Source organism: Thiorhodovibrio litoralis, from assembly GCF_033954455.1.
GTDB lineage: Bacteria > Pseudomonadota > Gammaproteobacteria > Chromatiales > Chromatiaceae > Thiorhodovibrio > Thiorhodovibrio litoralis.
In genome coordinates this window covers 3,057,822-3,080,775 of the sequence record NZ_CP121473.1, presented here as the reverse complement: position 1 = coordinate 3,080,775, position 22,954 = coordinate 3,057,822, and the positions used below count along the sequence as shown (strand labels likewise).

The 22,954-nt window shown below is 62.3% G+C and carries 18 protein-coding genes; 5 read left to right on the top strand and 13 right to left on the bottom strand.

The window, feature by feature from the left end; genetic code table 11:
• Positions 1-100: 100 nt before the first annotated feature.
• The 9 genes from cydX to ubiK all read right to left on the bottom strand — a co-directional run bounded on the left by cydX (position 101) and on the right by ubiK (position 11,638).
• On the bottom strand, positions 101-214 hold the full coding sequence (gene cydX / locus Thiosp_RS13655) for a cytochrome bd-I oxidase subunit CydX (protein WP_201068061.1): 114 nt from the start codon (positions 212-214) through the stop codon (positions 101-103).
• 29 nt (positions 215-243) lie between these two features.
• Entirely contained in the window at positions 244-1,386 is a 1,143-nt protein-coding gene (gene cydB, locus Thiosp_RS13650; protein WP_207188095.1) for a cytochrome d ubiquinol oxidase subunit II, read from the bottom strand.
• Between the two features lie 4 nt (positions 1,387-1,390).
• Positions 1,391-3,007, bottom strand: a complete 1,617-nt coding sequence (locus tag Thiosp_RS13645) for a cytochrome ubiquinol oxidase subunit I (RefSeq protein WP_201068060.1) — start codon at positions 3,005-3,007, stop codon at positions 1,391-1,393.
• 136 nt (positions 3,008-3,143) lie between these two features.
• Positions 3,144-4,490: a Glu/Leu/Phe/Val family dehydrogenase gene (locus tag Thiosp_RS13640; protein ID WP_201068059.1), complete on the bottom strand. Its 1,347-nt coding sequence runs from the start codon at positions 4,488-4,490 to the stop codon at positions 3,144-3,146.
• An 11-nt stretch (positions 4,491-4,501) separates the two neighbouring features.
• On the bottom strand, positions 4,502-7,015 hold the full coding sequence (locus tag Thiosp_RS13635; RefSeq protein ID WP_201068058.1) for a glycogen/starch/alpha-glucan phosphorylase: 2,514 nt from the start codon (positions 7,013-7,015) through the stop codon (positions 4,502-4,504).
• Between the two features lie 243 nt (positions 7,016-7,258).
• Entirely contained in the window at positions 7,259-7,810 is a 552-nt protein-coding gene (locus Thiosp_RS13630) for a DUF2939 domain-containing protein (protein ID WP_201068057.1), read from the bottom strand.
• Positions 7,807-9,759: an ATP-binding cassette domain-containing protein gene (locus Thiosp_RS13625; protein WP_201068056.1), complete on the bottom strand. Its 1,953-nt coding sequence runs from the start codon at positions 9,757-9,759 to the stop codon at positions 7,807-7,809. Before Thiosp_RS13625 ends, Thiosp_RS13630 begins: the two co-directional genes overlap by 4 nt.
• Positions 9,756-11,303, bottom strand: a complete 1,548-nt coding sequence (locus Thiosp_RS13620; RefSeq protein WP_201068055.1) for a YifB family Mg chelatase-like AAA ATPase — start codon at positions 11,301-11,303, stop codon at positions 9,756-9,758. Before Thiosp_RS13620 ends, Thiosp_RS13625 begins: the two co-directional genes overlap by 4 nt.
• A gap of 77 nt (positions 11,304-11,380) precedes the next feature.
• Positions 11,381-11,638 (bottom strand): ubiquinone biosynthesis accessory factor UbiK, encoded by a 258-nt coding sequence (gene ubiK / locus Thiosp_RS13615; RefSeq protein ID WP_201068054.1) that lies wholly within the window; start codon positions 11,636-11,638, stop codon positions 11,381-11,383.
• 318 nt (positions 11,639-11,956) lie between these two features.
• Between ubiK and Thiosp_RS13610 the strand changes: the two genes are divergently transcribed.
• From Thiosp_RS13610 to Thiosp_RS13600, 3 genes are all read left to right on the top strand, one after another.
• Positions 11,957-12,847: a TorF family putative porin gene (locus Thiosp_RS13610; RefSeq protein WP_242518743.1), complete on the top strand. Its 891-nt coding sequence runs from the start codon at positions 11,957-11,959 to the stop codon at positions 12,845-12,847.
• 93 nt (positions 12,848-12,940) lie between these two features.
• The gene (locus Thiosp_RS13605) at positions 12,941-13,279 is read left to right on the top strand and encodes a P-II family nitrogen regulator (RefSeq protein ID WP_201068053.1); all 339 of its coding nucleotides are present in this window, start codon (positions 12,941-12,943) and stop codon (positions 13,277-13,279) included.
• Between the two features lie 25 nt (positions 13,280-13,304).
• Complete coding sequence (locus tag Thiosp_RS13600) at positions 13,305-14,561, top strand: ammonium transporter (protein WP_323696469.1); 1,257 nt, start codon at positions 13,305-13,307, stop codon at positions 14,559-14,561.
• A 70-nt stretch (positions 14,562-14,631) separates the two neighbouring features.
• On the opposite strand, the gene Thiosp_RS13595 is transcribed toward Thiosp_RS13600, so the two are convergent.
• The 4 genes from Thiosp_RS13595 to Thiosp_RS13580 form a co-directional block, all read right to left on the bottom strand.
• The gene (locus tag Thiosp_RS13595; RefSeq protein WP_201068051.1) at positions 14,632-15,882 is read right to left on the bottom strand and encodes a cytochrome-c peroxidase; all 1,251 of its coding nucleotides are present in this window, start codon (positions 15,880-15,882) and stop codon (positions 14,632-14,634) included.
• Positions 15,883-16,080: 198 nt separating this feature from the next.
• Positions 16,081-17,799: a PKD domain-containing protein gene (locus tag Thiosp_RS13590; protein WP_201068050.1), complete on the bottom strand. Its 1,719-nt coding sequence runs from the start codon at positions 17,797-17,799 to the stop codon at positions 16,081-16,083.
• Between the two features lie 21 nt (positions 17,800-17,820).
• Entirely contained in the window at positions 17,821-19,545 is a 1,725-nt protein-coding gene (locus Thiosp_RS13585; protein ID WP_201068049.1) for a nickel-dependent hydrogenase large subunit, read from the bottom strand.
• Positions 19,546-19,623: 78 nt separating this feature from the next.
• Complete coding sequence (locus Thiosp_RS13580) at positions 19,624-20,634, bottom strand: hydrogenase small subunit (protein ID WP_201068048.1); 1,011 nt, start codon at positions 20,632-20,634, stop codon at positions 19,624-19,626.
• 220 nt (positions 20,635-20,854) lie between these two features.
• Between Thiosp_RS13580 and Thiosp_RS13575 the strand changes: the two genes are divergently transcribed.
• Together Thiosp_RS13575 and Thiosp_RS13570 are read left to right on the top strand one after the other, a co-directional pair.
• Positions 20,855-21,529: a response regulator gene (locus Thiosp_RS13575; RefSeq protein WP_274607946.1), complete on the top strand. Its 675-nt coding sequence runs from the start codon at positions 20,855-20,857 to the stop codon at positions 21,527-21,529.
• Entirely contained in the window at positions 21,526-22,905 is a 1,380-nt protein-coding gene (locus tag Thiosp_RS13570) for an ATP-binding protein (protein WP_201068047.1), read from the top strand. Before Thiosp_RS13575 ends, Thiosp_RS13570 begins: the two co-directional genes overlap by 4 nt.
• Positions 22,906-22,954 lie beyond the last annotated feature (49 nt).

Here is a 22,954-nt window from a genome sequence, read left to right as displayed (position 1 = left end):
GCCGCTGGAGGTATCGCAACGCGATTGCCTCGGCTGTTAGCCATGAAAAAGGGGCGCCTTGGCGCCCCTGTGAGTCAGCGTTCAGCTATCGCTGGTCGGCTCAGGTATCGTCATTGGCTGGGCTGAGGCATTGCTCAGACTCATACCACATGACATTGATGATACCGAAGGCGATGGCCAGCAGGACGCCAAGTATCCAGGCGAAATACCACATGATGGATCCTCCAAATCAGGTTGAACGTCTCAGTAGGCCAGGTTCTTCTGGGCGTCGATCTCCTCGGTGGTGATGCGTCGCCACATCTTCGCGTAGGTCCAGGTGGTGTAGGCGAGGATGATAGGGATGAAGATCATCGCGGCCCAGAACATCACCGTGAGTGTCAGATGGCTGGATGTCGCGTCCCAGGCGGTCAGACTGCTGTTAGGGTTGGTGCTCGAGGGCATGATGAAGGGGAACATGGCTGAGCCGGCGGTCATGATGATGCCGGTGATGCCAAGCCCGCTGAGGATCAGTCCCAGCCCCGCGCGATCGCGCATGGACATGACAATCGCCCCGCCGACTCCGGCAAAACCCAGGATCGGGAAGATCAGGGTCAGCGGCCAGTCCTTGTAGCTGTTCAACCAGCCCCAGCGGTCGGCGATCACCTCTTTGGTGAGCGGATTGGGAACGGCATCCGCCCCCGGCATATCGACTACCGAATAGCCATATCCGGCTATTGCTAGCCAGACGCCAGCGGCGGCGAAGGTGGCGATGGTAACGTAACCGAACACCTTGGCCGCTGCCTTGGCGCGCTCGGCCACGGGCTCGGCGGTGCGCAGTTGCAGCCAGATGGCCCCGTGCATGGTCAGCATGGCAAGACTGACGACGCCCACCAGCAGCGCGAAGGGGTTGAGCAAGCCGAAGAAACTGCCGGTGTAGTAGGGTCGCAGCAGTTCATCGAGATGGAAGGGCACCCCCTGCAACAGGTTGCCAAAGGCGATGCCGAACACCAGCGCCGGTACCGCACCGCCAATGAACAGGCCCCAATCCCAGGCGCTGCGCCAGACTTTGTTTTCGATCTTACTGCGGTAGTCGAAGCCGACTGGCCGGAAGAACAAGGCAAACAAGGCCAGCAGCATGGCGAAATAAAACCCGCTGAAGGCCGCTGCATAGACCAGCGGCCAGGCGGCAAAGATGGCGCCGCCGGCGGTTATCAGCCACACCTGGTTGCCGTCCCAGTGCGGGCCAACGGTGTTGATGATCACCCGGCGTTCCAGGTCATTCTTGCCCAGAAAGGGCAGCAAGGTGCCGACGCCCATGTCCATGCCGTCGGTGACGGCAAAGCCAATGAAGAGCACGCCGACCAGCACCCACCAGATGAGTTTTAGCACTTCGTAGTCGAGGATCATGGCATCAGTCTCCTGCGTTTTCCTTGCTCGGTGCGCTTGCGGGGATGGTACCGCCCCCTGTTTCGCCTCGGTGATCGCGCTCGTGATGATAGCGCCCGGTATGCAATGAGCTCGGACCCAGGCGGCTGAACTTGATCATCAGGAACATCTCGATCAAAAAGAGCGCGGTGTAGAAGACGATAAAGGCGGTCAGGCTGGTCATCACCTGATTGGCGGTCAGGCTGGAGGCCGCGATGCTGGTGGGTAACACCTCACCGATAGCCCAGGGCTGGCGGCCGAATTCCGCCACGAACCAGCCGGTTTCAGCCGCAATCCAGGGCACCGGAATGCTCCACAGGAAGGCGCGCAGCAGCCAGCGTTTCTGCTCGATGCGGCGCGCGGCGTTGTAGTAGAAGCCGAGCAGGATTAAGAACAGCATCCAGAAGCCGGCGCCAACCATGACGCGGAAGCTCCAGAACAGCGGCGCAACCTCGGGGATGGAGTCTTTAACCGCCAGGGCAATCTGCTCCTCAGTGGCTTCGGCCGGATTTTCGGTGTAGCGCTTGAGTAGCAGTCCATAGCCGAGGTCATCGACATGCTCCTCGAAGACCGCGCGATTGGCCTCGGTATCTTCGTCGCCGCGCAGTTTTTGCAGATAGTCGTAAGCAATCATGCCCGAGCGGATGCGTACTTCGTGATCGCGCATCAGGTCTTTGAGCCCGACGACTTCCTCATTCAGCGAGCGGGTGGCGATCAGCCCCAGTGCCCAGGGGACCTTGATGGCGTCGTGGGTTTCCTCGTCCTCGTTGCTTGGGCGACCGTAAAGGGTGAAGGCAGCCGGTGCCATTTCCGTGTCCCATTCGGCCTCCACCGCAGCGAGTTTGACCTTTTGTACGTCGCCCACTTCATAGCCAGATTCGTCACCGAGCAAGATGACCGACAGGATCGATGCCAGGGCAAAGCCAACGGCGACAGAGAATGAGCGTTTGGCAAAGGCTAGATCGCGCCCCTTGAGCATGTACCAGGCCGAGATGCCCATCACGAACATCGACGCGGTGACATAGCCGGCGGCGACCGTATGCACGAACTTGACCTGGGCGACCGGGTTCATTAGCAGATCCCAGAAGCTGGTCATTTCCATGCGCATGGTTTCGTAGCTGAACTCGGCCCCGACCGGATTCTGCATCCAGCCGTTGGCGATCAGAATCCAGAGCGCTGAGAGGTTGGACCCCAGCGCGGTCAGAAAGGTGACGGTGAGATGCTGACGCTTGGACAGACGCTCCCAGCCGAGGAAGAACAGGCCGATGAAGGTGGACTCGAGGAAGAAGGCCATCAGCCCCTCGATGGCCAGCGGGGCGCCGAACACATCGCCGACATAGTGCGAGTAGTAGGACCAGTTGGTGCCGAACTGGAACTCCATGGTGAGTCCGGTGGTGACCCCGAGCGCGAAGTTGATGCCGAACAACTTGCCCCAGAACTTGGTCATGTCGCGGTAGATTTCGCGCCCGGTCATGACATACACACTCTCCATGATGACCAGAATCCAGGAGAGTCCGAGTGTCAGGGGCACGAAGAGGAAGTGATACATCGCAGTGGCGGCGAACTGCCACCGCGATAGCTCGATCATCGTACTGTCAAGCATCGCGCTGTTTCCTCAGAGATGGTGAGAATTTGGGTGGCTCGGGGTCCAGGCGTGAGCGATCTGACCGCGCGGCGCTGACCCTTGTCCGACAGATTAAAGCAGGTTAGAGTCCGAGATGGTAGGTCGGATATTATTTTTACGGCCAGATGCCGCGCTGGCGCAATACGTGGGCCAGGCGTTCGAGTGATTCCACCAGCGCTGCGGTGCGCAGATCGCGGCGCTGGGAGTCGGGCGCCGCTTCATCCGCAGGCGGGGTAAATTGACGCCAGCGCGCTGCCACCCGGTCGGTGGCATCGTTCATGCGCACCCGCAGCTTGCTGTTAATTTCCTCCAGCGGCCAGGTGTGGTGCTCAATGTTCTGCACCCACTCGTAGTAGCTCACGGTGACGCCACCGGCATTGGCGAGAATGTCCGGCAGCACCAGAATACCCTTGTCGATCAGGATGTCATCGGCCTCCGGCGTGATGGGCCGATTGGCGCCTTCCACGATCAGCCGGGCCTTGACCTGCCCAGCGTTGCCGGAATGAATCTGCCCGCCGAGCGCGGCCGGAATCAGCAGATCGCACTCCAGTGCCAGCAGTTCCGCAGCACTGATGCTGCGGCTCTCGTCAAAGCCAAGCACGCTGCCGGTGTTGGCCTTGTGACGGGCGAGCGCGGACAGATCCAGTCCCTCGGGGTCGAGAACAGCTCCGCGCGAGTCGCTGACGGCGATGATGCGCGCCCCAAGTTCGTGCAGCAGATGCCCGGCAACCCGTCCGACCTCACCGTAGCCCTGGATGACCACGCTCGCGCCGTTCAGCTCACTCAAGCCCGGCACCGCGCCCAGGGAAACCAGCCGCTCGGCGCTGTAGACGCAGCCGCGTCCTGTGGCCTCGTCACGCCCCTCGGAGCCGCCGAGCTCCAGCGGCTTGCCAGTGACCACAGGCAGATTGTTTTTGCCCGGGTGCATGGCGTCGAAGGTGTCCAGAATCCAGGCCATGGTCTGGGAGCTGGTGTAGAGATCCGGCGCCGGGATGTCGGTATAAGGGCCGATATTGTCGCCAAGTTCAGAGATAAAGCGCCGGGTGATGTGGCGCAGTTCGCGCTCGCTCAAGTGCTTCGGGTCGCAGGTCACCCCACCCTTAGCACCGCCGAAGGGCACCCGCACCAGGGCGCATTTCCAGGTCATGAGCGCGGCCAAGGCGCCGACTTCGGGCAAGGATACGCGCGGGTGATAGCGAATGCCGCCCTTGCCAGGACCAAGCAGGCGGTTGTGCAGCACCCGGTAGCCAACGAAATTCGCCAGGCTGCCGTCATCGCGCTCAATGGGCACATTGACGGTGAGGGTGCGCCTTGGCCGCCGCAGCACCTGGATCAGGCCCGGGTCGATGTCGGTCAGGTGCGCGCAGGCACGCTCGAACTGCACATCAATGATGCGTTCGGGGTCGAGTTCGTGTGGGACCGGTTCCTTACCCGAAGGGGTGGGTTGCTGGGGACTGCTCATGGGATTTCCTGTCAACCTTTGCCGGGAGCGGGTGGCTTGACCGTCTCAAGCCGCCAGATATCGCGGTTGTAATCGGCAATGGTGCGGTCGGAGGAGAAAAAGCCGCTGTGTGCGGTATTCAGCATACTCATCCGCAACCAGCGCTCACGGTCTTGATAGGCTTCGGCTACCTGCTCTTGGGACAGGCGATAGCTGTCGAAGTCGGCGGCCGTCAGCCAGGGGTCGTTGGGGTCGCGAATGCTGTGGATGATGGGGTCAAAAATGCCTTGCTCGAACTGGCAGAAATGCCCGGACTCAAGCAGCGCCATGGTCTCGGCCAGCACCGGGGTGCGCTCGATGATGCCGTTGGGGTCGTAGTTGCCACGGGTGTGCTCGACTTCCTCGGCGGTCAGACCGAACAGGAAGAAGTTCTCATCGCCAACCTTCTCGCGGATCTCGATATTGGCGCCGTCGAGGGTGCCGATGGTGAGTGCACCGTTCATCATGAACTTCATGTTGCCGGTGCCCGAAGCTTCCTTGCCGGCGGTGGATATCTGCTCGGACAGGTCGGTCCCTGGGGCCAATACTTCCATCACCGAGACGCGGTAATTCGGAATGAACGCAATGCGCAGCTGCTGATTGACCTTGGGGTCAGCGTTGACCACAGAGGCGACGCTGTTGATCAGCTTGATGATGCGTTTGGCCATCTCATAGCCCGGTGCGGCCTTGCCGCCGATCAGCGCGCAGCGCGGGGTGCCGATATCCTCGCCGCGCTTGATGCGGGCGTAGAGGTAGATCAGATGCAGGGCATTGAGCAGCTGGCGCTTGTATTCATGGATGCGCTTCACCTGCACGTCGAAGATGGCATCGGTGGGGAAGTCAACATGGCAGGTCTTGGCAACCATGGCCGCAACCCGTTCCTTGTTGGCCTGCTTGATCTTGTGCCAACGCTCGCGCATGGCGGCGTCTTCGGCATGGGGGGCGAGGCGCTCGAGTTGTGAGAGATCATTGACCCAGTCGGTCCCGATGGTCTCCTCAAGCAGATCACGCAGACCGGGGTTGCACATGGCGAGCCAGCGGCGAGGTGTGACGCCATTGGTCTTGTTGTTGAACTTGTCCGGCCAGATTTCGTGAAAGTCGCGGAACAGGCCATGGATCAACAGATCAGAATGCAGCGCGGCCACGCCATTGACCGAGAAGCTGCCGACAATGGCCAGATAGGCCATGCGCACTTGCGGGTCATCGCCTTCCTCGATCAGCGACATGCGTCGCTGGCGATCCATATCGCCCGGCCAGCGCCCGGCGACCTCGGACAGGAAGCGTGCGTTGATCTCGTAGATGATCTCAAGCACCCGCGGCAGCAACTGCGCGAACAGGCGCACTGGCCAGCGCTCCAGCGCCTCCGGCAGCAGGGTATGGTTGGTATAGGCCATGGTCTGACTGGTAATGGCCCAGGCGTCCTTCCACTCCATGTGATGCTCGTCGATGAGCTGGCGCATCAGCTCCGGTACCGACACCGCGGGATGCGTGTCGTTGAGCTGGAAGCAGTTCTTCGCGGCAAACTGAGTAAAGTCCTTGCCGTAGAGTCTGATCCAGTCGCGCATCACGTCCTTGATGCTGGCGCTGGCGAGGAAATACTGCTGGCGCAGGCGCAATTCCTTACCGCATTCGTTTGCGTCGTTGGGATAGAGCACCATGGTGATGTGCTCGGCGTCGTTTTTCGCGGCGACGGACTCCGGGTAGCTGCCGGCGTTGAACTCACCGAGGTCGAACTCATCGGTCGCCGCGGAGGACCAGAGTCTTAGCGTGTTGACGGTGTTGTTCTGATAGCCGGGTATCAAAATGTCGTAGGGCACGGCCAGTACGTCGTGGGTGTCGACCCAGCGCTTGTGCGTGCGCCCGTTGTCATCGACGGTGTCCTCGGTGTGGCCGCCGAATTTGATCCGCTGAGTGTATTCCGGGCGTTCCAGCTCCCATGGCACGCCATCGCGCAGCCAGTGATCGGGCTCTTCGATCTGGTGACCATTTTCGATGAGCTGTCGGAACATGCCGTATTCGTAGCGCAGTCCGTAGCCCTTGACCGGCAGTTGCAGCGTCGCGCAGCTGTCAAGGAAGCAGGCCGCCAGTCGCCCGAGGCCGCCGTTGCCGAGACCGGCATCCATCTCTGCGGCTTCGATCTCCTCAAGCATCAGCCCAAGCTCGTGCAGGCTTTTCTCGGCCCCGTCGGTTAGACCGAGGTTCATCAGGGCGTTGCCCATGGCGCGGCCCATCAGAAACTCGAGCGACAGGTAATGGGTGCGCTTGCAGTTGGCGTCGTCCTGAGCGGCGCGGGTGTTCTTCCAGCGCTCCATCAGGCGGTCGCGCAGCGCCACGGCCAGCGCCTTGTACGGGTAGTAGGTGGAGCGGCAGTCGCGATCGCGCCCGAAGTTGTGCGCGTAATAGTGCTGAAAATCCCGCGCCAGTCCTGGACCATCCATCGCCAGTGGCGGCAGATCGAACAGGCTGTCGTTGGGTGAGCCTTCGCTGAGGTCTTTAAACGGCGACATGGAGGAACCTTAAAAAAGTGAAATCAAGAGAGAACAAGAGCTGTTTCGGCGGCCTTGGGGCCATGGCGCATGCGCACAGGGCATCAGTGAACGGGCGCTCCAGCTCTGGCAACGGATTCTGGGAACGGAGAAAGTGTAACAAAGGACCTGGGGTTGTTGTTGACCGATCGCACAGGCTTTCGGCAAGTGCGCTTGGCATCGATGGCGGGGATCCATGATCCGCGGCGGCCGGGATCATGCGCGTCAGTAATAGACTGCAGTAATGCGCCAGCGCAGGGGGGCTGGCTGCAGCAGCAGGAAGACCTGCTGACCTCCATGGTTCTCAAGCTTGATGAGAAAACCCTTGGGGAGGTCAAAAAAAGCATACTGGGTGCGATCGATCAGTGACCTCTGGCTGGCTTCATCGCGCAGCAGTGATGCAACCCATTCCAAGGTGACTATATGTTCGAGGGCGGCACCGTCGTTGCGCTGCAGACCCTGCTCGATCCAGTGAATAAAGGGGTCTGATACTTCGCCAATATGGCTGCTTAGGTTCTTGTTGAGACGGCGGCGAATCTGGTCGCGGACCGCGGCGAGATCGACGAAGGGGCCGAGCGCCTCCGGAGTGGCGGAGCCGGCCGCGCGGCTCATGCGCCAGATGGTCCAGTAGGGCGAGGCGAACAACAGGAGCATGCCAAGCAATGCGCCAGCCAGCCCGCGCCAGGCCCATTTCGGCAGGCGCAGGCGACGGTCGCGCAGCTCGTGCCATTCGTGCATCCACCACTGCCAGGGGTGCTTTGGCCGCAGGTGCATCATGCGGCAGCCTCCGCGTCCTCAAGGGCTTCGCTGACGCCGAGCCAGTCCTGTTCGACGGCGGCCAGGTCGGTATCGACCTGCTGTTTTTCGGCGATCAGCGACAGTAGCCGGGGTTTGGCGTCGTCCTGGTACAAGGCGACATCCCCGAGTGCGATTTCCAGCTCGGATTGGCGCGTGCTGAGGTGGTCCAGGCGTTTTTCCAGCTCGGTCAGGCGCCGGCGAAGAGGCAGGGTTCGGGCGCGGGCGTCGGCATCACGTCGGCGCTGATCGCGGCGGGCGTCGCGCTCGGTGGTTTTGGCGCTATTGGTCGCGCTACTCTGTCCTCCGCTTGGCGCTGTGGTGCCGGTGCTGTCAGCGGAGCCGGCGGCAGCGCGCGCCTGGGCGCGGGCAGCCAGCCAGGCGGGGTAGTCGTCGAGATCCCCATCGAAGCGGGTCACCTGGCCGTCATCGACCAGCCAGAGCTCGTCGCAGCTCAGCCGCAGCAGGTGGCGGTCATGCGACACCAGCACCAGCGCGCCGGAAAAGGCCTGCAAGGCGCGGCTGATGGCCAGGCGCATGTCGATGTCGAGATGATTGGTCGGCTCGTCGAGCAGCAACAGGTTGGGGCGCTGATAGACCAGCAACGCCAGACTCAGGCGCGCCTTCTCGCCGCCAGAAAAAGGAGCGATGGACTCGGTGACACGCTCGCCGCTAAAGCCGAAACCGCCGAGATAATCGCGCAGTTGCTGGTCGGGCCGGTTAGGGTCGAGCCGGCGCAGATGCTTCAACGCCGAGTCTTCCGGCACCAGTTGATCGAGCTGGTGCTGGGCGAAATAGCCGATGGCCAGGCCCTCTGATTCCAGCTTTTCGCCGCTGACTGGCTGCAGCTGGTTCGCCAGCAGCTTGATGAGGGTCGATTTGCCGGCGCCATTGGGGCCGAGCAGGCCGATCTGGGCGCCGGGCGTGAGGCTTAGGCACAGATCGCGCAAGACTGGGGTCTCTCCATAGCCGACGCTGACGCCGTCGAGCCGCAGCAGTGGGTTGGCGGCGCGCGCGGGCTCGGGGAAGGAGAAGCTGAACGGCGAGTCGATGTGGGCCGGCGCAATCAGTTCCATGCGCTCGAGCGCCTTGAGTCGGCTCTGCGCCTGGCGTGCCTTGGTGGCCTTGGCGCGGAAGCGGTCGACGAAGGCGCGCGCGTGGGCGATTTCGCGCTGCTGTTTGCCGTAGGCGGCTTGTTGCTGGGCGAGACGCTCGCCCCGCTGGCGCTCGTAGGCTGAATAACCGCCGTTGACCAGCCCCAGACGGCCCTGTTCGAAGTAGCACACGTGCGTGGCGATGGCATCGAGAAAGTCGCGGTCGTGTGAGATCAGCAGCAGGGTGCCGGGATAGTCGCGCAGCCAGCTCTCGAGCCAGATCACGGCATCAAGGTCGAGATGGTTGGTCGGTTCGTCGAGCAATAAAAGATCAGAGCGGCACATGAGCGCTTGCGCCAGCGCCAGGCGCATCCGCCAGCCTCCTGAGAAGCTGTCGACCGGACGCTCCTCGCTGTCGGAGACAAAGCCAAGACCTTGCAGCAGCCGCGCCGCGCGGCTCTCGGCGCGATAGCCGTCGATGGCCTCGAAGGCATCGTGCAGTTCGGCCAGGCGCAGGCCGTCGTCGGCTAGGCGAGCGGCTTCCATCTCAGTCTGCAGGCGACGCCATGCGTGATCGCCATCCAGCACAAAATCCAGCGCGCGCAGGCTGCCCGACGGGGTTTGCTGCGCGACTGCCGCCAGCTGCCAGGCCGGCGGCAGGCTGAGTTCGCCGCGATCTGGCGTGATCTCGCCTTGCAAGAGCGCGAACAGGCTGGACTTGCCGCAGCCATTGGGGCCCACCACGCCGATACGCTGTCCCGGGTGGACGCGCAACTCGGCCTGCTCAAACAAAACCTTGGTGCCGCGTCTGAGGCAAAGATCGCGCAGCTCGATCATGGCCGCTGCGTCCTGCTTAAGTGTTGATCCGCCAGGTCACCGCGATCGAGGCGGCGGTAGCCGATGGCCTCGCTCAGGTGGGCGGGGGTGATGGTCGCGCTGTCATCAAGGTCGGCAATGGTGCGCGCGAGTTTCAGAATCCGATGGTAGGCGCGCGCCGAGAGCGCGAGGCGCTGCATGGCGGTGCCGATCAGCTTGCGCCCGGTCGTGTCGAGTTGGCAGTGCTGGTCGATGTCTGCCGGTTGCAGGTGGCTGTTGGGGCCGCCGCTGCGCGCTTCGGCGCGGGCTCGCGCGGCACAGACGCGCTCGCGCACCGCAGTGCTGGATTCGCCCGGCGGGCACGACTCAGTCAGCTCGCTTGGGGCGAGTCTCGGGACATCCAACTGCATGTCGATGCGATCGAGCAGCGGGCCTGAAATCCGGCCGCGATAGCGCGCGACCTGCTCGGCAGTGCAATGGCAGCGCCCGCTGGGGTCTCCAAGGTGGCCGCAGGGGCAGGGATTCATCGCCGCCAGCAGCTGAAAGCGCGCCGGGAACTCCGCCTGGCGCGCGGCACGCGAGATATGGATGCGCCCGGTTTCCATAGGCTCGCGTAGTACCTCCAGCACCCGACGGTCGAACTCCGGCAACTCGTCAAGAAAAAGCACGCCGTGGTGGGCGAGGGAAATCTCTCCCGGGCGCGGGTGACTGCCACCACCGACCAGCGCCGGGCCCGATGCGGTGTGATGGGGCGCACGAAAAGGGCGCTCGCGCCAGCGACTGCGATCAGGCTGGTCGCGCCCTACCACCGAGCGCACCGCTGCAGTTTGCAGGGCTTCGTCTTCCGTCAATGGGGGCAGAATGCCTGGCAGGCGGCTGGCGAGCATCGACTTGCCGGTGCCGGGCGGGCCGATAAATAGCAGGCTGTGCGCGCCGGCGGCGGCAATTTCGAGCGCGCGCTTGGCTTGGGGCTGACCGCGAACTTCCGCCAAATCCGCCAGCGGGGACTTGTCTGTGGTCGAGACAGGTTGCGGCTGGTAAGGCGCGAGCGGCTCGAGCTGATTGAGATGATGGCAGATCTCGAGCAGATGGCGGGCAGGCAGGATGCGCAGGCCGCGGACCAGGCTGGCCTCATCGGCGTTCTCGGCGGGTAGCACCAGGGTGCGCCCGGCGTCGCGCGCGGCCAGCGCCGAGGGCAGCACGCCAGAAACCGGCCGCAGGGCGCCAGACAAGGCCAGTTCGCCGACGAACTCATGCTCAGCAATGGTCTCGGGCTGCAGCTGACCGGAGGCGCCGAGAATGCCGAGCGCGATGGGCAGATCGAAACGGCCACCCTCCTTGGGCAAATCCGCGGGTGCCAGATTGATGGTCACGCGACCGTCCGGAAACTGAAAGCTGCCACTACGCAGCGCGCCGCGCACGCGGTCCTTGCTCTCGCGCACAGCCATCTCCGGCAGCCCGACGATGGAAAGGGCAGGCAGCCCGCCGGCGGTCTGCACCTCGACAATCACCTCGAGTGCCTGAATGCCATAGGGCGCACGGCTATGGAGAATGCAGAGACCCACGTGCCGCTTGCTTGCCGATCAGTCGCGGTGTTTCGGCGATTTTGCTGAGGAGCGACGGGCCATTGCGCGGCGACGGCTCAGGTCCGGGCGGCGCGCGCCGCTTCCTCGAGTTCGGCCACGCGCGCCTCGAGCGCTTCGAGTTTGGCGCGAGAGCGCGCCAGCACCGCAGCCTGGATGTCGAACTCCTCACGGGTGACCAGGTCGAGCCGACTCAGGCCCGCCTCCAGCGTTGCGCGCATGCTGCGCTGTAGGTCTTCTTGCAACACCTGCACGCCTTTAGGCATCGCGGCGCTAAGACGGCGGGCGAGGTCATCGAGTTGTTTCGGGTCCAACATATCGCGTCTACCTGTTCTTGGTAAAGGAAATACCGTCCATTATAGAGCCTGATCAGGTGTCGCGTCGCCGGGGATTGGTGCACCTGATTGGTGCGCTAATAGCCTGCTTGCACGCATTTGATGCACGGTTGTGGTGCATTATGGTGATGTATTTTTGCAACAAATGCGTAAAACCGTTGTCTTTTCGTAACATTTGCGGCTGGCATGCGTCCTGCTAGTGAGGTGGTCGAGGTTCAACTGCTCCCGTTTTGCGGAGCTCAAAGCGGAGCCTAGTGCCCATTCAGTCTCACTCGCAAACAAATGAAGGATGAGAAGCGCATGAAGAACATTGCCATGACAAACACCAAAGCGACCAAGAGGTCGCAGCGTCAACTTAGCAGTCTGGCAGCCGCGGTCGCGCTGTCCCTGGCCGGAACCAGTGTCGCGCTCGCGCAAGGGCCTTGGTCGTTCAGTGCCAATATCGGTGCTGTTTCAAATTACATGTGGCGCGGTGTCACACAGACCAGTGACGGCGCAGCCGTGCAGGGTGGTGTGGACGCCGCCCATGAGAGCGGTTTTTATGCCGGCACCTGGGCGTCGAACATCGATTGGGATAATGGTGCCCAAGATGTGATCGGGACAATAGTACGCGACCCAGTCACGGGGCAGCCAACTGTTGTGGGCACAACATCCGGTGACAGTGCGCCGAACTATGAGCTGGATTTTTATGCGGGCTATGATTTTTCATTGCCCGACGAAAACGCCAGTCTGGGCATCAACACCATCTACTACGCCTACCCTGACAGCCCAGATGACGTTGATTTTTGGGAAATTGGCATTTCCGCTGGCTATGATTTCGGCGCAGCAGCGATATCAGCCGGAATTCAATACACTGCCTGGGGCGGTAAGGCCAATGAGGATGCCCTCTACGATTCCGGTGACCTCTACTACAGCGCCGGCCTGGATATTCCGCTTCCCCAAGATTTCAGTTTCGGGGTCTTCGGTGGCTACTATGACTTCAAGAATGACAAAGAGCTCTACAGAGAGAACGGGTTCATAAAGTCTGCCACTTACGACTATTGGCACTGGGGCGCGTCCATAAGCAAAGATGCCGGTGACTTCGGCAGCTTCAACTTGACTTACGAGCAAGTCGATGGTGATTCAACCAACGAGGGCGATCTTTATAACCAGGATCCGAAGGTCTGGGTCGGCTGGTCCAAAGAGTTCTGAGTCACTCGGATATCCTGACTTTCTGACAGGTTAATTGCGCGGGTGACTGCCAGCGGTAGTCTCCCGCAGTAAACAAACTACGGAGCTTATGCAATGAAGCTGGTTACAGCCATCATAAAACCATTCAAGCTCGATGACGTGCGGGAGGCGCTGGCCGATATTGGCGTGTCTGGCATCACCGTCATCGAGGTCAAGGGCTTCGGGCGCCAGAAAGGCCATACCGAGCTCTATCGCGGCGCTGAGTATGTCGTCGACTTTCTGCCTAAGATCAAGGTGGAAATCGCAGTGGACGACGGACTGGTCGACAAAGTGATCGAAGCTGTCTCCAATGCCGCGCGTACTGGCAAGATTGGCGACGGCAAGATCTTTGTCTTCGAGGTCGATCAGGTCATCCGCATCCGTACCGGCGAGACCGGTCCGGACGCGCTTTAAGCGGCCTTTGCAGGAGGAATTACCCGTGGAAGAACCAATTGCACATCTCGCCTACGCGCTGGATACCTTTTACTTTCTCGTTTCCGGCGCGCTTGTTATGTGGATGGCCGCCGGCTTCGCGATGCTCGAGGCGGGGCTGGTCCGCGCCAAGAATACCGCTGAAATTCTCACCAAGAATGTCGCGCTCTTTGCCATCAGCTGCATCATGTACATGCTGATTGGCTATGGCATCATGTATCCTGACGGTGGTAACGGCGTCATTCCGAACATTAAGTGGACCTTCATGTTCGGTGGTGACCATGAAGTCGCCGCTGTGCTCGCGAGTGAGGGCGAGACCTACTACTCCGGCATGTCGGACTTCTTCTTTCAGGTTGTCTTTGTCGCAACCGCCATGTCAATCGTCTCCGGTGCTGTGGCCGAGCGCATGAAGCTCTGGGCCTTTCTCGCCTTCGCGGTGGTCATGACCGGCTTTATTTATCCGGTGCAGGGATATTGGAAGTGGGGCGGCGGCTGGCTCGACGGCATCGGCTTCAATGACTTCGCAGGATCAGGCATCGTCCATCTGTGTGGTGCCTCGGCGGCTCTGGCCGGTGTGCTCCTGCTTGGTGCACGTAAAGGCAAGTACGGCAAGGACGGTAGCATTAACGCCATTCCTGGCTCCAATTTGCCGCTGGCGACCTTGGGCACCTTCATCCTGTGGTTGGGCTGGTTCGGCTTTAACGGTGGTTCGGAGCTGAAAATCTCTGACATCGGCGAGGCCAATGCGGTAGCCGCAGTCTTCGTTAACACCAACATGGCTGCGGCTGGTGGTCTGGTGCTGGCGTTGATCACCGCGCGCATTATGTTCGGTAAGGCCGATCTCACCATGGCCCTGAACGGCGCGCTGGCGGGGCTGGTCGCTATCACCGCGGAGCCTCTCACGCCGAGCCCGATCGCCGCGACCCTGATCGGCGGCGTTGGCGGCGTGATCGTGGTCTTTGCCATCGTCACCATGGATAAGATTCGCATCGATGATCCGGTCGGCGCCATTTCCGTCCATGGCGTGGTTGGCATGTGGGGCCTGATTGCTGTGGCTCTGACCAACAGTGAGGCGTCATTCGTCGCTCAGTTCATCGGTCTCTTCACCATTCTGGCCTGGGTGTTTGCCACCTCGCTGCTGGTATGGTTCCTGATCAAGCTGGCCATGGGCCTGCGCGTCAGCGAGGAAGAGGAGTACGAGGGCGTCGACATCGGCGAATGCGGACTGGAAGCCTATCCAGAGTTCGTGGGCGCTGGGAAGTGATCGTGCGCTAGGGATTGCGCCATGCTTGCACGGGGCCCTCTGGGCCCCGTTTTTGTTTGACTCTAGGACTCTAGCGTTCGGCGCCTTTCGGCGGCGTCCAGCCGTCGTTTAGCGTGCGCATGAAGGCCACGATGGCGGCTTCTTCCTCGGCGGTCAGTCCCAGGTCGCCCAGCTCCTCCGTGTTGAGATTGGCGCTGATTTCGGGCGCTGGCCAACAATTCTCTGCGGGCTTGGGATCATCGATCTCCTCGCACACCGGCTTGATATCCCGGGTGTTATAGAAGTGCGTGACTTCTTCCAGGCTCGCCTGGGCGCCATTGTGCATGAAGCGCTTCACGAACCCCGGGGCCGGGCGCTGATCGGCATTGCGCAGGCTCGGCACCTTGTACTTGCCGATGTTCTCCTCCACCCGATCAGCAAAGCGCGGGACGGTCTTCAGAAAGCCGCCCAAACCCGGGTCGACCCAGTCGGCGCCCTCGGGGTTGAAGTCTTTCATCCCGTACCAGGGGTTGTCCAGGTTGCGCCCAACGCCGAGGTTGTCGTAGGTGAAATCGGTAAAGAGCGGCGGCTCGCCATTGGGGCCTGGCTCATGCGGATGACAGGCGGCGCACATGCCCTTGTCGTCGCGCACAAACAATTCCAGACCGAGCGCTTCCTGCTCGGTCAGCGGATAGCGCTCCGGATCTTTTAGGTAGTAGTCGTATTTGGAGCTGAAGGCGTTCATCTCCGCAGACGATTCAAAGGCCGCGATGGCCCGGGCGATGGCGTTGAAGCCGGCCACAGGATTGTCGCACGCCTGCGTGCCAAAGTAGGCGAGGAAGGCCTCGCTATTGTCCCCATGGCAGACCCGATGGACCACATCGGCGCCATCGGACAGATTCTGCTCAACTGGATTCAAGAACGGCCCCTGTGCCTGATCGGCTGTGGCATGGCCAAGCAGCCAGCCGGAGGCGCGCCCGTCCCAGAAGTTGCCGCCGACGAAGTGATCCTCTTCCGGGTCCAGGTGCAGCGGCGGGCTGAAGGAGGCATAGGCTGCCATCGGCGGGCGGCGATTGCCGAAGCGCCCGCGCACCGCGCCCTCGACCACGGCCGATGCAGGATCGGAACCAGACTGCGGGCTGGTCCAGCCGCTGATTGGGCTGTGGCAGCTCGCGCAGGCCTGGCCCGGCGGCTGGGAAAGCTGGGTGTCGAAGAAGAGCGCCTTGCCGAGTTGCTCGAGCGCAGTGAGCTTGGTCTCGGCAAGGAGCGCCGTTGGGGTAAGGCCGGCTGTCAGGCCCGTTGTAAGGGCCAAAGCCGCAGTGCGAGGGGATAAAGCTTGCATGAGTCTGGGATCGCTCGAATTGAGAATGCAAAGAAAACCGGGTGCGGACAGGCCGCTGCGCAAGATCGCTCGCCCAGGGGCCCGCGAGCCCCAGGACAAGAATCTGATCGGGCGATTTTAATCGCCAATGCCCTCTCTGTGCGACCGTGGTTTTCAGTCTCAATTCAGCTGGGTGGCTAATTCCTCAGACAGCGCCCCCTAGTGCTCATCGTCGTCCCCGTGATCGTTTTCTCCATCATCATCGTCGTCATCGTCGCCGCTCACGACCGTAATCCGTCGCGTGGCGGGTTCGAGGCAGGACAGACCGGCGATGTCGGTGACCACGAAGGTGATCTGATAACGGCCCTCTTGGCTGAAGGTCACCACGCCGGGATCTTCGGCGCTGGAGCCTGAGGCGGCCCCGCCGAAATCCCAGGCGTAGGTCAAAGGCAGGTTCCCGTCGGGGTCGGTTCCTGTACCGGCGACGTTCAAGGTGGCTCGTTCGGCGATGGTCATATCCCCGGTCGGGATGTCGATGATGCAGGTCGGCGCCTGATTCTGGGAGAGTCCAGGATCGCCGGCGATGGTGCCGTTGGCCTGCACCGCACCGAGAATGGTGGCTTGATGCGGCTCGGCGCTACCGGGGGCGGGGACGGCGGTGCCGAGGGCTTGCGCCAGTGCGGTGTGATTGAGCGGGGTGCCCGCAGCGGGATTGTCCGGATCGCCGCCGAAAACATAGCTGTGGGCCTGCGGCAACCCAAGCAGCCTGAGGGTACCGCCGGGCAGGCTAAGCTCTAGCCCGTCGGCCAAGAGGCGCGCACCGGTAATCACCAATCCCTCCGGCAGATTAACGATGCTGGCCTGGTTGTCGACAAGCCGCACATTGCCGGTGAAGGCCGCAGTGAGGCTGTAGGTATCCTGCCCGCCGAAATCGAGGATGCGCGAGTAGGTTCCATCGATCAGAACACGGTCGTTGGTGTCTGGCAGGCGGAGAGTGGTATCAGGGGCGGTGGCCGGGAAGTTCGCGAGACAGTCCTGGCCATTGCATTCCTTGTCGCTCTCGTCCAGCTCCCAGTCACAGTCGTTGTCGATCCGATCTGTGCAAATCTCGACAACGCCGGGATTGACCGCCGCACTGTAATCGTCGCAATCCCAGGGTCCGCAGATCCCGCCGTCCGGACTGTAACCGTCGCCATCGGCATCGCTACAGGCGGCTGAACAGGAGGCATCATTGCCACTGCAATTGTTATCGATCCCATCGCCGCAAACCTCTGTGGCACCGGGATGGATGGCGGCATTGGTGTCGTCGCAGTCGGTCAGACCACAGTTTGCATCACCGACATAGTAGCCATCGCCATCGGCATCCGTGCCGGTGCATGGCGCCTGAACCGTAATGGTTCGGGTCGCCGGGGTCGGGTCGGCGAGCGTGCCGTCGGAAACCGTCAGGGTGGCGGTATAGCTTCCCGGGTTCGGGTAGGACACCACATGCGGACCGGGACCGGTCGCGCTGGAGACGCCGAAGTTCCAGGCATAGCTGATGGCATCCCCATCCGGGTCCGAGCCGGTGCCCTGGAAGGTCATAGTGCCGCCAACCGAAATTTGTTGGTCGGATGCTGGGGCAGTGATGGTGCCGTTGGGGGCGCGATTGGCGACGACGACGGGACCGGTGCAGAAATTGGTGTATTGCCGGCTACTCCACCAGCTTCCCGCCGTTGCGCTGACATCGGAGTTCGAGGGCGAGCTGCTGTTGTGACAGAGACGACACCCTTGATCCCGATAAGGCTGCGATCCGTCATAACTGAAGCAGGCCGTATCGACCGTTGTCCCAAAGCTCCCGCTGGCGAAAACGGCATTGTGGCCAAGGCACACCGTGAGCAAAACGATCAGACCCGCCCACAAAGGTTTGTTGATCGACTGAAGCATCTTTGAATGAGGCATAGCGATTCTCGCAACAAAGTGTTAGCTGACCGTCACCCGGATTTGCGACCCACCATCGAGATCCATCAGATGCACCGCACAGGCCAGACAGGGGTCGAAGCTGTGGATGGTGCGCAGGATCTCCAGCGGCTGCTGGGGGTCGTGGATACGATGGCCTTTGAGGGCGGCCTCATACGGCCCCTCCTGACCCTGGGCATCCCGCGGCCCGGCGTTCCAGGTGCTGGGAACCACGGCCTGGTAGTTGGCGATGCGCCGATCCTGGATCACGATCCAGTGGGCCAGCGCGCCGCGCGGGGCTTCGGTGTAACCGGCGCCCTGAGCACTGCTGGGCCAAGTGTCCGGATAGAACAGCTCGTCGTTATGGGTGCGGCTGTCGCCGCTCTGGAGGTTGCCGAGCAGTTGGTCGTACCAGACCGCCATCTGATCGCCAATCAGCTTGGTCTCCAGGGTGCGCGCAGCGACGCGCCCGAGCGTTGAGTAGAGCGCGCTCAGGGGAAGTTTGAGTTCCGTGAGCGTCTCATTGACCAGCGTTTGGGTGGTCTCGTGTCCGGAGGCATAGAGCATGAGCACCCGCGCCAGGGGGCCGACTTCCATCGGCTTGCCCTTCCAGCGCGGCGACTTGAGCCAGGAATAGGCCTGATCCATTGCGAGGTTATCGTAGGGCGGTTGGGGGCCGGTGTAATTGGGCCGCGTCTCACCCGCATAGGGATGCAGCGGCTGATCCTGGCCGCCGCTGTAGTTGTACCAGGAGTGACTGACGTACTCCTGGATTTGGGTTTCGTCGCTCAGATCGACCGGATGGATGGTGGAGAGATCCCGGTTGAGGATGACCCCACGCGGGATGAACAGCCGGCCCATCTCGTCGGCTCCGGACAAGGGGTCCGGGAACTCGCCGTAGGTCATGAAGTTACCAACGCCCTCGCCGCGCTGCGCCCAGTCCTTGTAATAGCGGGCGATGGCGAGGGTGTCCGGGATATAGACTTCGTCGACGAAGCGGCGCATGTCCGTGATGATCTCGCCAACCAGGGCCAGGCCTTGGTCATCCACGGCGGTGGCACCCGCTGTGCCACCCAGAGCGCAGGGGGCGCCGCCGACGATGAAGTTCGGATGCGGATTCTTGCCGCCAAAGAGCGCATGCAGGCGCGCGACCTTGCGCTGCCAGTCGAGCGCTTCGAGATAGTGCGCGAAAGCGATCAGGTTCAGCTCGGGCGGGAGCTTGTACTCAGGATGGCCCCAATAGCCATTGGCGAAAATACCGAGCTGGCCGCTGCCGATAAATCCGCTCAGGCGTTGTTTCACATCCGAAAAATAGGACGCCGACGAATTGGGCCAGGGGCTCAGGCACTGCTGGAGATCGGCGGCGGCCTGCGGGTCGGCCGACAGGGCGGAGACCACGTCGACCCAGTCCATGGCGTGCAGGTGATAGAAGTGCATGACATGATCATGGACGAACTGGGCGCTGATCATCAGATTGCGGATCAGCTCTGCGTTGGGCGGTATCGGATAAGCCAGGGCGTTTTCCACCGCCCGTACTGAGGCGATGCCATGAACCAGGGTGCAGACCCCGCAGATGCGCTGAGCGACGGCCCAGGCATCACGCGGGTCGCGACCGATCAGGACATTTTCGATGCCGCGCAGCATGGTGCCGGTGCTGGCGGCGCGGGAGATGATGCCGTTCTCGGTCTCCGCTTCGATACGCAGGTGCCCTTCAATGCGGGTGACCGGGTCGACGACGATGGTGCTCATGGGTTCTCTCCATTCGATGACGCCCTGTGGGCGCTTTAGATGCTAGACGGGCGCGGTTGGCATTCGGCTCCGGTTGGCTCAGGGGCGAACATCCGGGTAGAAGCAGCTGCCGGTGAAACCGCTGCCGTCCACCGCCAGGGCACGATCCCAAAAGGCGGCCTCGGAGCAACCCAAACAGCCGTGTCCCGAGTGCATCGGAAAGCTGGTGTTGAGGTTCCAGCGCACTCTTGGGCAGGCATTACGGGTTTCCGGTCCCTTGCAGCCGAGCAGATAGAGGCAATACCCCTGTTGCGCCCGCTCATCGTCGAAGGCGAAGGCAAACTCGCCGTTTCGGTAATGCCAGATCCGCGGACATTGCTCATGCACCGTCGTGCCGTAATAGGGGATCGGGCGGCGCTGATCATCCAGCTCGGGGGCTGTCCCGTAGGCGAGGAAGTAAGCGATGGTGCCGGAGATCACATCCGGTACCGGCGGGCAGCCTGGCACGTTGATGAGGGTGCGCGTCACGATCTCGCCGGCATCCATTAGTTCGCCGACGCTGCGTGCGCCGCTCTGATTGATATTGGGCGCGGTCACCGCCGCTGCGGCCGGGATGCCACCAAAGGCGGCGCAGGTGCCGACGGCGATCACCAAGGCGGCCCCTTCGATAGTCTCGCGCAGCATCTCCAGGTTGGTGACGCCGGCGATGGTGGACCAGACCCCGCCGTCTGCGGTGGGGATCGACCCATCGACCACTAGGACATAGCTGCCCCAGTTGGCCGCCATGGCATCGCGCCGGGCCTGCTCGGCCGCCTCACCGGAGGCCGCCTGCAGGGTGTGGTGGTAATCCAGCGACAGGTGATCCAGGATCAGCGCCTCCACGGTCGGCTCGCCGGAGCGCGTCAGGGATTCGGTGCATCCGGTGCATTCCTGAAACGACAGCCAAATGACGCTTGGTCGTCTGGCGACCGCAAGATTGGCGGCCAATTCTCTGGCCGCCGCGGCCGGCAAGGCGAGCGCTGCGGCGGTCGCTGTGCAGAAGGCCAGAAACGACCGGCGCGAGACACCCCGGCGGGTGAGGAATTCGGTAAAGGTTTCGTCGTGACTCATCTGGCATGCCCTCCCATTGCGCATGGTCCCAGCCATCCTGGAACATGACTCCACATGACTGACGGTAATCCAGCGGACCTTAAGAAAACCTTAAAGCGGTTAAGTTATTTGTGCGCCCCCAGCCTTGCCTGTCCGGTGTGAGCTTGTCCGCCGGCATCAGTCACCAGTTGCTGCGGTAACCCAAATCGGCGGGCGGTCATCGAATCAGCTATGCTTGTCAATGACCATGCGCATTCTCATTGTCGAAGACGATACCTTGCTCGGTCCGGGACTCAAGACCGGGCTTGCCCAAGACGGCTACGCTGCCGATTGGGTCCAGACCGCCGCGCTTGCGGAGCATGCCCTGCGGGTTGAGCCTTTCGATGTCGCCGTGCTCGACCTGGGGCTTCCCGGTCGCGACGGTCTCACGCTGCTGCGCGATTTGCGCGCCGCTGGCCTGACGCTTCCGATTCTCATCCTGACGGCGCGGGACACCGTGGCTGACAAAGTCGCCGGGCTGGATGCGGGGGCGGATGACTACCTGACCAAGCCTTTCGATCTGGATGAACTGACCGCCCGCATCCGCGCCCTGACCCGCCGGGGCAGCGGCCATGCCACTCCGATCCTGCGCGCGGGCACCCTGGCGCTGGATACCCAAAACCGGAGTCTCAGCCTGGACGGCGAGGTCTTGCCGCTGTCGCCAAAGGAATACGCCTTGGTTGAGACCCTGATCGCGCAGGCCGATCAAGTGGTTCCCCGAACGCGCCTGCTGGCCACCGGCTATAGCTGGGAGGATCAGCTTGAGAGCAACGCCCTGGAAGTACACATCCATCACTTGCGCGCCAAGCTCGGTAAAGAGCGCATCCTGACCGTGCGCGGCGTCGGCTACCGGCTGGTCTCGAACCCATCGCCATGAATTCCATTCGACACCGGCTTTTGCTCTCGCTGCTCGTGGTCTGGGCGACGACTTGGATCGCTGTCGCGGTCATCTCCGTCAATCGTTCCAACCACGAAGTCGGCGAGCTGATGGACGCCCAACTGGCCCAGACTGCGCATGTGTTACGACAGATCACGCGGGCCGGCAACCTGCCCGATGTCGTCACTGCCTCCCAGGCACTCTCGCCGATTGGTCACGCCTATGAGTCGATGATCAGTTTTCAGCTCTGGCGTGAAGAGACGCTCATCAGCAGCTTTGGTGCGGCGCCCGAAGTGCCGCTTGGCCATACGCCGGGGTTTTCCAACCACGACATCGCCGATACGCAGTGGCGCGTGTTCGGGCTGCCGACGGATCAGGCGGGCGAAATCCTTTATGTCGGCCAGAGCTACGCCATTCGCCAGGAGCTGATCGAGTACCTGACGCTCCATGCGCTGAGCCCGATACTGTGGTCGCTGCCGCTTTCCGTGCTGCTGATCTGGCTGGCGGTGACCGAGGGGCTGCGTCCGCTGCGGCGTCTGCGCAGCCAGATCACCCATCGCTCGGCCGAACAGCTCGACCCGATTGAAATGCGCAGCATCCCGGCCGAGATTCGCCCGCTGACCGCCGCGCTGAATGGACTCATGAAGCGGCTGGATCGGGCGCTGAGCGCCGAGCGGCATTTCGCCGCCGATGCCTCGCACGAGCTGCGCACCCCCTTCGCCGCGATTCGCACCCATGCGCAGATCGCCCAGCGTAGCCAGGATCGGCAAGAGCGCGACCAGGCCTTAGCGCAGCTCATCCGCGGCATTGACCGGGCGAGCCACTTGATCTCGCAGTTGCTGATTCTCTCGCGTCTGCACCAGCGGGTGAGCGATGGCGAGGCGCTCAACTGCTCGCTCATCGCGGTGGCCGCTCAGGTCGTGGAGGACAAGTCACCCGTCGCGCAAGCCAAAAAGATCACTCTAACGTTGAAGACGCCTCCCGGCGAAGACGCGCTTGCCGATATTCCGCCGTCACCGCTCGCGATCCTGCTCGGCAATCTGCTGGACAACGCCATCAAGTACAGCCCTGCGGGCGGGCAGGTGCAGGTTATGGTCCTGGCGAGACGCGATCATCTGCTGCTTCATGTCCTGGACTCCGGGCCTGGCATTCCAGCCGCGAACCGCGCGCGCGTTTTCGATCGCTTCTATCGACCGGTGGGTCAGAGCGAGCCTGGCGCCGGGCTGGGTCTCTCGATTGTGCGTCGGATCTGTGATCTCTACGACACCGACATCGAGCTGCTTGATGCCGACGCTGGCGCAGAAACTGGCACCGAGACTGGCTCCGACACTGGCGCGGGGCTGCTCGTCGAAGTCCGCTTCCGCCGCTTGGTATAAGCCCGCCGCCGCTCGCCAATCGCCAATTGCAAATCGCTCAATAGAACTG

What these genes read in the sequence shown, in the direction of transcription:
- cydX (WP_201068061.1), bottom strand. Translation starts at nt 214, where the DNA reads ATGTGGTATTTCGCCTGGATACTTGGCGTCCTGCTGGCCATCGCCTTC.
- cydB (WP_207188095.1), bottom strand. Translation starts at nt 1,386, where the DNA reads ATGATCCTCGACTACGAAGTGCTAAAACTCATCTGGTGGGTGCTGGTC.
- Thiosp_RS13645 (WP_201068060.1), bottom strand. Translation starts at nt 3,007, where the DNA reads ATGCTTGACAGTACGATGATCGAGCTATCGCGGTGGCAGTTCGCCGCC.
- Thiosp_RS13640 (WP_201068059.1), bottom strand. Translation starts at nt 4,490, where the DNA reads ATGAGCAGTCCCCAGCAACCCACCCCTTCGGGTAAGGAACCGGTCCCA.
- Thiosp_RS13635 (WP_201068058.1), bottom strand. Translation starts at nt 7,015, where the DNA reads ATGTCGCCGTTTAAAGACCTCAGCGAAGGCTCACCCAACGACAGCCTG.
- Thiosp_RS13630 (WP_201068057.1), bottom strand. Translation starts at nt 7,810, where the DNA reads ATGATGCACCTGCGGCCAAAGCACCCCTGGCAGTGGTGGATGCACGAA.
- Thiosp_RS13625 (WP_201068056.1), bottom strand. Translation starts at nt 9,759, where the DNA reads ATGATCGAGCTGCGCGATCTTTGCCTCAGACGCGGCACCAAGGTTTTG.
- ubiK (WP_201068054.1), bottom strand. Translation starts at nt 11,638, where the DNA reads ATGTTGGACCCGAAACAACTCGATGACCTCGCCCGCCGTCTTAGCGCC.
- Thiosp_RS13610 (WP_242518743.1), top strand. Translation starts at nt 11,957, where the DNA reads ATGAAGAACATTGCCATGACAAACACCAAAGCGACCAAGAGGTCGCAG.
- Thiosp_RS13605 (WP_201068053.1), top strand. Translation starts at nt 12,941, where the DNA reads ATGAAGCTGGTTACAGCCATCATAAAACCATTCAAGCTCGATGACGTG.
- Thiosp_RS13595 (WP_201068051.1), bottom strand. Translation starts at nt 15,882, where the DNA reads ATGCAAGCTTTATCCCCTCGCACTGCGGCTTTGGCCCTTACAACGGGC.
- Thiosp_RS13590 (WP_201068050.1), bottom strand. Translation starts at nt 17,799, where the DNA reads ATGCCTCATTCAAAGATGCTTCAGTCGATCAACAAACCTTTGTGGGCG.
- Thiosp_RS13585 (WP_201068049.1), bottom strand. Translation starts at nt 19,545, where the DNA reads ATGAGCACCATCGTCGTCGACCCGGTCACCCGCATTGAAGGGCACCTG.
- Thiosp_RS13580 (WP_201068048.1), bottom strand. Translation starts at nt 20,634, where the DNA reads ATGAGTCACGACGAAACCTTTACCGAATTCCTCACCCGCCGGGGTGTC.
- Thiosp_RS13575 (WP_274607946.1), top strand. Translation starts at nt 20,855, where the DNA reads ATGACCATGCGCATTCTCATTGTCGAAGACGATACCTTGCTCGGTCCG.
- Thiosp_RS13570 (WP_201068047.1), top strand. Translation starts at nt 21,526, where the DNA reads ATGAATTCCATTCGACACCGGCTTTTGCTCTCGCTGCTCGTGGTCTGG.